The 10,308-nt window shown below is 35.5% G+C and carries 13 protein-coding genes and 1 tRNA gene; 6 read left to right on the plus strand and 8 right to left on the minus strand.

Features of this window, described 5'->3' with window-relative positions:
• Positions 1–66: 66 nt before the first annotated feature.
• Positions 67–139: transfer RNA gene (locus tag CP357_RS08400), tRNA-Asn, on the plus strand.
• A 97-nt stretch (positions 140–236) separates the two neighbouring features.
• Positions 237–1,595, plus strand: coding sequence for a branched-chain amino acid transport system II carrier protein (gene brnQ / locus CP357_RS08405; RefSeq protein ID WP_098037056.1), 1,359 nt, complete (start codon positions 237–239; stop codon positions 1,593–1,595).
• A gap of 38 nt (positions 1,596–1,633) precedes the next feature.
• Here the strand turns inward: brnQ and CP357_RS08410 are convergent, their stop codons facing one another.
• The 7 genes from CP357_RS08410 to CP357_RS08440 form a co-directional block, all read right to left on the minus strand.
• Positions 1,634–2,548, minus strand: coding sequence for a LysR family transcriptional regulator (locus CP357_RS08410; protein ID WP_087236497.1), 915 nt, complete (start codon positions 2,546–2,548; stop codon positions 1,634–1,636).
• A 570-nt stretch (positions 2,549–3,118) separates the two neighbouring features.
• Entirely contained in the window at positions 3,119–3,298 is a 180-nt protein-coding gene (locus tag CP357_RS10625; RefSeq protein WP_233187241.1) for a LysR family transcriptional regulator, read from the minus strand.
• A 159-nt stretch (positions 3,299–3,457) separates the two neighbouring features.
• Positions 3,458–3,676 carry a cytochrome b5 domain-containing protein gene (locus CP357_RS08420; RefSeq protein WP_056945469.1) on the minus strand — a complete coding sequence of 73 codons (219 nt, stop codon included), beginning with the start codon at positions 3,674–3,676 and terminating at the stop codon, positions 3,458–3,460.
• 91 nt (positions 3,677–3,767) lie between these two features.
• Positions 3,768–4,637, minus strand: coding sequence for a lysophospholipid acyltransferase family protein (locus CP357_RS08425; protein ID WP_087176765.1), 870 nt, complete (start codon positions 4,635–4,637; stop codon positions 3,768–3,770).
• A complete protein-coding gene (locus CP357_RS08430) occupies positions 4,634–5,431 on the minus strand; it encodes a glycosyltransferase (protein ID WP_098037050.1) in 798 nt (265 codons plus the stop codon). Before CP357_RS08430 ends, CP357_RS08425 begins: the two co-directional genes overlap by 4 nt.
• An 11-nt stretch (positions 5,432–5,442) precedes the next feature.
• The gene (locus CP357_RS08435) at positions 5,443–6,399 is read right to left on the minus strand and encodes a glycosyltransferase family 8 protein (RefSeq protein ID WP_098037051.1); all 957 of its coding nucleotides are present in this window, start codon (positions 6,397–6,399) and stop codon (positions 5,443–5,445) included.
• 17 nt (positions 6,400–6,416) lie between these two features.
• On the minus strand, positions 6,417–7,253 hold the full coding sequence (locus CP357_RS08440; RefSeq protein ID WP_098037052.1) for a glycosyltransferase: 837 nt from the start codon (positions 7,251–7,253) through the stop codon (positions 6,417–6,419).
• Between the two features lie 95 nt (positions 7,254–7,348).
• On the opposite strand from CP357_RS08440, the gene CP357_RS10380 reads away from it, so the two are divergent.
• The 4 genes from CP357_RS10380 to CP357_RS08455 all read left to right on the plus strand — a co-directional run bounded on the left by CP357_RS10380 (position 7,349) and on the right by CP357_RS08455 (position 9,309).
• Positions 7,349–7,684 carry a helix-turn-helix domain-containing protein gene (locus CP357_RS10380; protein WP_025015592.1) on the plus strand — a complete coding sequence of 112 codons (336 nt, stop codon included), beginning with the start codon at positions 7,349–7,351 and terminating at the stop codon, positions 7,682–7,684.
• A gap of 11 nt (positions 7,685–7,695) precedes the next feature.
• Positions 7,696–8,151 (plus strand): hypothetical protein, encoded by a 456-nt coding sequence (locus CP357_RS10385; protein WP_198995872.1) that lies wholly within the window; start codon positions 7,696–7,698, stop codon positions 8,149–8,151.
• A 133-nt stretch (positions 8,152–8,284) separates the two neighbouring features.
• Complete coding sequence (locus CP357_RS08450) at positions 8,285–8,533, plus strand: sodium:proton antiporter (protein ID WP_233185839.1); 249 nt, start codon at positions 8,285–8,287, stop codon at positions 8,531–8,533.
• 62 nt (positions 8,534–8,595) lie between these two features.
• Positions 8,596–9,309, plus strand: coding sequence for a hypothetical protein (locus CP357_RS08455; RefSeq protein ID WP_098037054.1), 714 nt, complete (start codon positions 8,596–8,598; stop codon positions 9,307–9,309).
• A gap of 59 nt (positions 9,310–9,368) precedes the next feature.
• Here the strand turns inward: CP357_RS08455 and CP357_RS08460 are convergent, their stop codons facing one another.
• On the minus strand, positions 9,369–10,127 hold the full coding sequence (locus CP357_RS08460) for a 1-acyl-sn-glycerol-3-phosphate acyltransferase (RefSeq protein ID WP_098037055.1): 759 nt from the start codon (positions 10,125–10,127) through the stop codon (positions 9,369–9,371).
• Positions 10,128–10,308 lie beyond the last annotated feature (181 nt).

Genomic DNA, 10,308 nt, shown 5'->3' on the forward strand with positions numbered 1-10,308 from the left:
ACGCCGAAAGTAGTTGGTGGGCAACTGCCTGCGAGGAAAGGAAGCTGCCGTGCTCTTTTTTAATATTCCGGCTTAGCTCAGTTGGTAGAGCGCTTGACTGTTAATCAAGATGTCGTCAGTTCGAGTCTGACAGCCGGAGTAAGGAGAGAGAAGGAAGCCTAGCTTCCTTCTTTTTTTATCCTTTTTATGAGATAATGTCGAAATATTAATATTTAGGAGTTGATATTATGGATGAAATGGAAAAGATTGAACGCGAGTTATCTAAAAAAGATTACTTCGTAATCAGTTCCATGTTATTTGCTCTGTTTTTTGGTGCAGGTAACTTAATCTTTCCACTTCACTTAGGACAAATTGCTGGACATGATTGGTCGTTTGCAGCAGTAGGATTTTTAGTAACGGGTGTGCTATTACCGCTATTTTCGGTGTTAGCTATTGCATTGACGCATTCAGATGGTGTGTATGATATTGGTTTGCCAGCTGGGGCAAAATTTGCATTAGTGTTCATGACTTTGATTCATTTAACTATTGGCCCATTATTTGGTACCCCTAGAACGGCGACTGTTTCATATACCGTCGGAATAGCTCCTTTTGTACCAAAGCAGTTTAATCAGATTGGTTTATTGATTTTTACGACTTTATTTTTCATTTTTGCTTATCTTATTGCATATAAAGAAAGTGATATTTTAAGTGCTCTGGGTAAGATTTTAAATCCTATCTTTTTAATCTTACTCTTTTTAGTGTTTTTCATTGTTTTTCTTTTTCCGATGGGAGATCCTAATGCGGCTCCAGCAACCAATGCATATGGTAGTAGCGGTCTTTCATTTATTAATGGCTTTTTAGAGGGCTACAACACTATGGATGCATTGGCAGGATTGGCATTTGGAGTAACTATTATTACCGCAATTAGGCAAATGGGTAAAAAGGAAGACAAAAGTGTCGCAATAGTTACTGCTAAGTCAGGTGTATTTAGTATGTCAGCCATAGGATTGATCTACGTATTTCTAATCATCATTGGAGCTATGTCTTTAGGTCGATTTAAAGTTTCTGCTGACGGAGGAATTGCCTTTTCACAAATTGTTCAAAGTTATGCAGGTATTGCTGGACAAGCACTATTAGCAGCTTTAATAATCCTAACTTGTATCACTACAGCTGTGGGATTAGTAGCAGCCTTTGCACAAGATTTTCATGCTCATTATTCAAAATTAAGCTATCACACTTGGTTGGGGATTTCTTGTGGTGCTGCTTTCTTGGTAGCTAATTGCGGTCTGGAAACGATTATTGCTTGGTCTAAGCCGGTACTTATGTTGCTTTATCCAATTGCAATTGTAGTAATTATTCTATCGTTGGGTGTGCATATTTTTAAGAAAAATAAGACTATGTACGTGGTGAGCTTATTTTTTACACTAATTCCAGCTATTCTTGATATGATCGTCAGCATGCCGCCAGTAGTTAGTCAAAGTTCGTTTGGACTGGCTATTGCTCATGTTAGAAATACTCTTCCGTTAGCAGGACAAGGGTTATCTTGGGTAGTTCCTATGATTGTCGGTTTAATACTAGGAACTATTATATTTAAGATTAAAGCTAAAAATAGTTAACAATAAAGCATCTGTAGGTAAAAACTTACAGATGCTTTTTAACTTAAATCGAGATTTTTAAATTCTTCGATTAATTCTTGCAAAGAAGAAGAAATCTTGGCTTCTTTTTTAGTTGCGATAAAGAAGTTAATATAAATTAGATTTTCATCAATTTTTAGTAGGTTCACTGGAGTTTGACGCATACGGCTAAGTATGCTAGCTGAAGAAATAGTAAGGCCTACTCCTCTTAATGCTAAGTCTGTAGCCGTAATGATGCTTTTACTTTCTAAAACAATGCAAGGCTTAATATGAAATTTTTGAAATAAGCCATTCACTTGATGTCGAATTGCCGATTCTGAGGCACTTAATACCATAGGAGCCTGCAAAACTTCCTTAAGGTCTAAGTCATCTGCTTCTAAAATAAACTTGTCAGAGCGGAAATAAGGCGAATTCTGAGGGATGACTACATAATATTGTTCTCCATTTTTGACTAGGTAATCTAAATCGTGGGAAATAGTCTCAGGTGTTTGTCCAATATAACAATCAATGTCACCATTGAGTAAATTTGTTTCATTTTTGCGTGGAGAATTTTCAAATAACTGAATTTCCACGTTAGGATTTTTTTGTAAAAATGAAGGTAATAATCGAGGCAATAAAAATGAACCTAAGCTTTCTAAAATGCCTAATTTAATGATTTCCTTGTTAGGTTGGGTATATGGAGCAAGGTCGCGATCCAATTGTTGGTCACTGTAAGAAATATTTTCTAAATACTTGTAATAAATCATGCCTGCTTCTGTTAATGAAAAAGGTGTCCGGTCACGATTGATAATTTTGGTACCAAGTTTTTTCTCGATTCTTTTTATTAACTGGGTCAAATAAGGTTGAGAAATATATAATTCTCGCGCTGCTTTAGTAAAATTGCTCTCTTTAAGTAATACATCAAGATAATGTAATAAAGCTTCAGGGTCATTCATGAAAATCCCTTCTTTCCTTCGATAATAAAATTATTATAACGCATTAGCTAGAGAACTATTTCATCTATAAATTAGGTATAGATTTAGAACAAAAAAATATCAGCCGTTTTGGCTGATTTTTTAGTTTGCAATAAAATCAATTAATTGCTGAGCAGGTTGAGATAACTGATGCTTAGTACTATAGACTAGATAGATGGTTCGCGTGCTTTGAGGCAGCTCTAATTTAGATGCCAATTTTGAAGCTGTAAAAACGGTATTTTCAACATATAAAGGAATAAAGTTTAAATCAGAATAATTATCAGTTTTTGAACAAACGCCTAAGTCGAAATTTCCGTTTTGGACTTCTAAGCAAATTTGATTAGAAATAGCATTGTGGTAAATGTAATGAAATGTGCTAGAATTTTCTTTTTCGAATGCTGAAGTAATATGAGGCAGAAAGTTCTCTCTAGCAGTGGGGATGCAACCTATTTCTATAGTATTATTTCTTATTTGCTTGGTATGATTAATATTATTTTTTGTCTTTTCGAGGGTTAAGATAATGGAATCTGCTGATCCAAGGAATATTTGACCTTATTCTGTTAATTCAATACGGCCGTTACGCCGTTCGATTAAATTATAATGTAATTCTTTTTCTAAGGTTTTGATTGAATTAGATAAGCTAGGCTGAGAAATATGTAATCGTTTTGCAGCACTAGAAAATTGGTGTTGTTTAACCAATTCATTAAAGTAATAAAGTTGATTTAGATTCATAATTTAACACTTCACTTATAATAATATACTAACTAACTATTATTATATTATCTTTTTAAATAAGAACAATATTCGACTTGAGAAGAAAAAAGAGAGCAGATGTTTACAGTCTGCTCTCTTTTGGGGATTTATTTTATTGATCAAATTTTTTATTTATTTCTAGTTGTATAAACCAACCTTATTAATATTAACTAATACATCTGGCGTATTAGTTAAGTTAAAACTAACATCTTGACCGGCCATAATATTATGGTATTCGCCATTGGTCCATTGAGAATTGTTAGTTACATCATATACGGTACCGTTGACTGCAATATAGGCAGGTCGACCATTTTTTCCGTTATAGTTTGACAGAGTTTCTCTGGTAAATTTTTTCATAGGAAGCTCCTTTCTAAAGTAAAATACGTTATATTAATGGTAACACAATGTCACTTTAGAACAAACTATTTCAAATTATCTTATATTTTTCTTATGAAAGATGGCCGCGCCAGCCTGCGATATCCCAATCTGTGAAATCATAATTAAGTTTCTTACCGTAAATTTTTTCGTATGCGGCAACTTTTTGTTGATAATCTTGTTCCATCATTTTATGCGCATTTTCATTAGCACTTAAAGAAACATCAGGAAAAATCGGTTGTAAAACATGGACAATATATTTAGTCTCGTAGAAATTAGAGTCTTTCTTTTCTATTTTTGGCAAATCTCTAATCTCAATAAAGAGCGAAATAACTGGCACGTTTTGTTTTGCAGCAAAGTAATAGGCGCCACGTTGCAATTTACGTGGTTTACGATAATTCCACCACATTTCTTGTTCAGGATAAATTAATACCCAGTTGTTTTTAGCTAGTGCGTTGCTTAAATGCTTAGGAAATACATTGCCAATATAACTTGCGCTTTGAACTAGAGGGATAGTTCCAACATAGTTCATTAAATAGCGGAAGAAGCCTGGCAGCATCAAGTTAGTATCTTCAATGACGATTGAGAGTTGATGATGCATCTTGTTGGCTAATAATTTAATTGGTAAAGAATCAATCTGGTTAAAGTGGTTAGCAGTTACGATTGCTCCACCAATAGGAAGATTGTTTAAATTTTCCAATCCCTTGAATTCAGTAGAACCTGCTAAGGTTTTGGCGAAAGTAGTAAGCATAGCGTGTCCAATTTGATTATTAATTTTGCTAGAAAATGATTTGCGATTTTTCCAATAGTCATTAACTAACTTCAATCGTTCATCAAGCGTCATTTGTGGATCGCCAATTTCTGCCTTTGCCGTAAAGTCTCGCTTGTTGGCAGCTTTTTGAATATTTTTAATTACAGCTTCGCGATTATCGCCAAAAATCATAGTTTAACAGCCTCTCGTTCTTTCACTCGTGCCCAATTATTAGGATCTTGTTCAGTTTTATCTTCCTTTAAAAGAATGTGATTAAGTTTTTCTCGATCATCTGCGCGTTCGGCGTCAGTATAATTATTGAGTTCAGCTTTTAATTCATTATAAAACTTAGTCTCTTTAGCACTTTGCCAGAAGTAATCTTCGTATTGAACGTTTTTAAAATGCCATGGTTTAAAGAAAAGATTGTAGTGGATCAGACCAGGATTTTTCAGTGGCTTAGTATTTTCATTAGGCATCGCATCCCAACGCGGATCAAGGTGCAAAATCCTTCCTTCACCAATTTCATTTAAGTAATCCTGATCTGGGGAAATACAGTCAAAGTGGTATCTTTCTAGTAAATTCATGAAGTGGTTAATGAAATGCTCATCGCGGAATGCCTTAGAGTTCATGACTAACATCCCTGAGTTAATATATTTCTTTGGATCTAGCGCTAAAACATCTTTGATGTATTTCACCATTTTGGCTACATATTGGATAGAGGAGTCGGTGCAAGCACCGAATAGGTTGTTGCCTAGTTCGGTGTTGTAAAGTTTGGCAATGTCATCATCAATATGGAAAAATTTAACGTGCACATTTTGAATGCCAAGATCACTTAAATCTTGTTTATGCTGGCCAGATAAATCTTGGTTTAAAAAATATACTGTGTAGTCTGTCTCAGGATTTGCATGTTTAACCAGTGAATTAAGCGATACTGCAGCATACTTAGTGAAGTCGTCACTAATGCTATAAAAAACTGGAACTGTCATAATTGCCTTCCTTAATCGATCTTTACGGATTCATGTTGCTTAACTTTAGCCCAAGTATTTGGTTCTTGAACGATCATATCAACTCTTTCAGCCATCCGTTCTAGGTCGGCACGTGCTCTTTGACGATCTTCATCTGTGAAATCATCTAATTGTTTCTTTAATTCATCATAATATGGTGTCTTCTTGGCAACATCCCAGAAGTAGTGGGCGTATTGCACATCTTCGAAGTGCCATGGTTTGAAGAATAAGTTGTAGTGCACGATCTTAGGATTTTCGAATTCAGGGATGCTTTCATTAGGCATAGCATCCCATTCTTTAGGCAAGTGATAAATCTTGTCTTCACAGATTTCGTTCATGTAGGCTTGGTCAGGATCGACATTATCGAAGTGATATTTGTCCATTAAGTAATAAAACTTGTCTACGAAATGCTTGTCTCTGAATGCCTTCATGTTAAAGACGATCACGCCGTTGTTGATGTACTTTTCAGCTGGTAAAATACCTTGGCATTCCTTGATATATTTTTGCAAAAGTGGCATGTAGCGAATGGATAAATCAGGACAGCTGGCAAACATATTCTCACCAATTTCGGTGTCATAAAGATTGGCAATATCATCACAAATAATTGTGTCAGCGTCTAAATAAACGGCCTTGTCGTATTGTGGGAAGAGGTCTGGAATAAATAGACGGTAGAAAATTGACATAGTGAAGAATTGGGCACGCAAATAGTTTTCCTTGCCCTTGTGAATTCGATTTACCATGTCATCACTGATGTGAAAAATGTTAACGTGAATGTTGTCAGTAGACATGTCTTCTAAGCTCTTCTTGTGTTCAGGAGAGATTTCTTGAACTAAAAGGGTGATGGTGTAGTCCTTGTTAGGATCTGCATGATCAATTAACGATTGAATTGAAACATAGGCATAAGGTGTGTAATTGTCACTGATAGTGTAAAATACTGGAATTGTTTTCATAATTTTCCTCCAAAAAACTATTTCTTTAAATTATGGCGTATTTTGAGGTATTCGGTAAGGATATCATCATATTCATGTAAATGAAGTACGCTGTGTACGCGATCAACATCCCATGGCTTAACGGTCTGAGTATGAAAGTAAGGCCAGAAACGAAAGCTGGTGGTGAAATGCTGAATCTTGGTGTTTTTCTGCAACTTGTATTGTTCGTTGTAGTAGCGTGGGAAAACACGCTTAGCGACAGCTAATTTGTTAATAGCTGATTGATCTGGCAAGAACATCTTCTTAGTTTGCATCATTTGACGCACTTTAGCAAAAAGATCAGTTTCTTTGATCTTAGGCATATTCAAAAGCAAAACGCCCGAATTGAGGTAGTCAAAGACGCGCTTAGTTTTGACGTTGTGGAAGAAGAATCTGCCCCAGTAGTCGAGCACGCCGACGAGTTCGATGCCCTTGATATTTTGCTTGTAAAAAGCAGTAATGTCGCCGCGGATAACGATGTCGTCATCTAGGTAAAGAATGCGGTCAGGAATCTGTGGCAATTCATCCGCAAATAGACGCAACATGGCATAAGGGGTAAAACGCGTATTCATGTTGGCTGTAGGCGGCTGCTTGATAAATAGATCGGTGCAATCGATCAACTCCAACGTGTTGTTAGGGTTTGCTTTAACTAGTAAAGAACGGATATAGTCTGCGGCATGCTCAGAGAAGGGATGATACTTGCGTTCATCGCTGTGAGCTTCCATGGTTAAAATATAGAGGTGCAGTTCCTTGGCACCAGAGTTCTTTAATAAAGATAGTGTGGAGATTAAAACGCCGTCTTCTGCGTTTTCGTCCCCGCAAAAAAGTATGTTCATAATTACTCCTGTTTAGTAGTATTTGAATTTACTAATCTGTATATTCTATATGATACCATGTAGAATTCATTTTTCTGAATGGAGGGCTGAAGTCGATGAAAATTTCAGAGGCTTTGAGGAAAGAACGACAAGACAGAAACTTAAAGCAAAAAGATATGATTAAACATCTAGCTATCTCTAAATCACATTATTCGCAGATAGAGCATGGAAAGCATCGTATTTATGCTGATAATTTATTAAAAATGTTAGCTGATAATAATATTGATTATCAGCATTTCTTTGATGAAGTGGCTCCTAGATATGGATTTAGAAATGAAAATTCTGAATTACAAAAAGAAATGTCCCAAGCCTTTTATGAAGCTGATTTAAAAAAGGCAGAGATATTAAAAGATAAAATTTTCCAATTGAATATAAATTACATGCATTACTAATAGTGGCTGAATTGAAAAAAACTAAATTAGATGCGAAAACACAGAAAGAAATTCTACAGTTAATGTTCTCCCAGAATGATTGGACTAAGAATAGGGATGCACTTCGCATTTTTGGTAATGCTATGAAGTATTTTGATAAAAGTGTACGTAGAACATTAATGCAATCAGTACTGAGAACGTATAAAAATATTAATAATTTCTCGGATAGAGAAATAATAAGAATTGCTACGATTTGTGTTAATTATCTATTTAATATCGATGATAAGCATGATTTTCAGGATAAAGAAGTTGAGCAAATATTCTTGTTACTCAAAAGTTTAGAACCAATTCCAGCTTTTTTAATGTATAAACTATTGGGTAAATTTTATTTAGCAGTATCTAAAGGTCAAAAAGAACATGCAAAAGAGATAAAGGACTCTTTGAAACTAGCTGGATACACTGAAATAGCAAAAAGATTAGTGATTTAGTTTTCTGTAGAAAACTTCTCTGACTATATTAATATTCTGTTTATGATAAAATGTGAAGAAGTAAGAATATTATTAGAATTATCCTCAATAGAAAGAATAGAAAGGTATTATGTCTACTCCAGGATGGATTTGCATGGCATTGCTGATAATAGGTATCGCCGTTTCAGCAACGCCAGCGTATAAAAATTATCGCGCGTGGCTGTGGCGAAAGTGGGGCTACTTCAATGTGGCAGTGCCAATATTGATTATGTTGGTTGCTAATATATACGCATGTTTTCAAGATGGCGCTGTAGTTCTTATGACTATACTTATCCCATTAGATGTTGTTGCTGTCGTTGCTGCGATTTTTACGTATTTTCAGATACGCAAAACGAAAAAATAAGGTTAACATGAAAATATTTTAGATATAAAATATAGGCGTAAAAAGAAAGGCGAGTTAAAACAATGAAATCAAAAAAGATTTTAACAGCTTTATTCACTGCAGCTTCAGTTGCTACGTTACTTGGTACGGCACCAGTTACAGTTAATGCCGCAAGTAGTAATTCTGATGCAACTACGACAAATGCTAAAAAGTCACCTAAGATGATAATTCAAAATACGCCTAAGCTTAGTAAATGGGGCTATGTTATAAATGTTAATTCTTCAGCACAACCTATTTATGTTGGTAAATCCAACTATGCCAAGATGGTAAATAATCCACATTTTAAAGGAAACGAAACTGTTAGTCCTAAGAAAATCAAGAATGTTAGATTTAAGATTGAAAAGGTTATGCACTTTCAAGGCGTAGGTGGTGCTCCAGAATATTTTGTTACCTCTAAGGATCACAAATATAATGGTTGGACGCCAAATGCAGGCTTGCAATATTATGCTATAAACAGTAAGACTTTTCAGAAAGTGATTAAACCATTGAAAAAAATAGAAGGAAGAAGTCCTATCAGACCAAATAAAAAGTTTACTTCTAAAGGCAAAATTACTGATCGTAAATGGCTTGCTAAAAATGAGCATGATTATGCTTTAGCAGTCAAAGCTGCTAAAAAGTTGAAGGGTGATCAACGCAAGTTTGTTTTAGGATCTTTAAAACAAATGAAACAAGATTGTGTTCTGCGTAATGTCATGATGGAAAAGAAAGACAACATTTTGTTATGGAGCGTTAATTAGGTAACTAAAACTCTTAAAGACAAACTAATAAGGTTAAGAAGCAAAAACGTTTCTTAACCTTATTTTTTGATATATTGACAATATTCATAGTCGCTGAGATTAGCTCGGTCAATTAATGTCTTTTGAATTTCGTCGTGAAGCTTATTTTGCGCTTCCTTACGGCTTAAAGTTTGATCTGGGTAAAATGGTCCATCGATATAAATAACGGCGCGAGGACGCTTGCTAAAGCATCTTTTATGGTAGGTTTTGGTCATAACGAAACTTGGTGCGTTCAGTTGAACAGGAAAGTGCATGCTGGTTGCATCAAATGGACGAATTTTGGTGTAGTATGGCCAAACGTGTGCTTCTGGGTAGATTAGAACTTCACCTTTTTTATCCTTGATCACAGTTTGGATAGCTTTGATTAATTTAATTGATTGCTTCACATCCTTGCCAACGGGAAGGCCACCGTAGCGCACTAGGTATTTGCCGATGAAGGGGATGCCCCAGTTGGCTTGGCCTGCGATCGCGTAGAAGTTCTTAATAGGAAAAATGGTGAGGGATGTAAAAACGTCACCCATTGGTCTGGTGTGATTACCATAGATGAAATAGCCGCCGTCGACTTGCTTTAGTTTTTCTTTGCCAATTACCTTAACGTTGTCGAAAAAGCGGAAGACGAGCCAGCCAAAGCCTGCAGCGAGGCGACGAGCAATGGCGGACCAGATTTTGGCCCCACGAGAATTGGGCAAAATTACGTAGTCATCTGGTAAGCTAAAATTTTGATCGTGGCTGTCGACCACGTCATCGGTAGTTTTGTGATAATAGTAAATTCGTTTCATTCGTGTTCTTTCAAGATAGTTATAAATTAATCTTATCATGAAAAATATTAAGCGAAAAATCGATGCATCAGGCAAAAATTTTGAGACTGTAAAATAGTTTGTGTAAGGATGAATGATTCCTTAAATTTATTTCTTTAAACATTAGAAAAAGGAGTTCCTTTCTCGTATGATTGGTTTGAAC

It is taken from the genome of Lactobacillus sp. UMNPBX6 (genome assembly GCF_002553975.1).
Taxonomy (GTDB): domain Bacteria; phylum Bacillota; class Bacilli; order Lactobacillales; family Lactobacillaceae; genus Lactobacillus; species Lactobacillus gallinarum.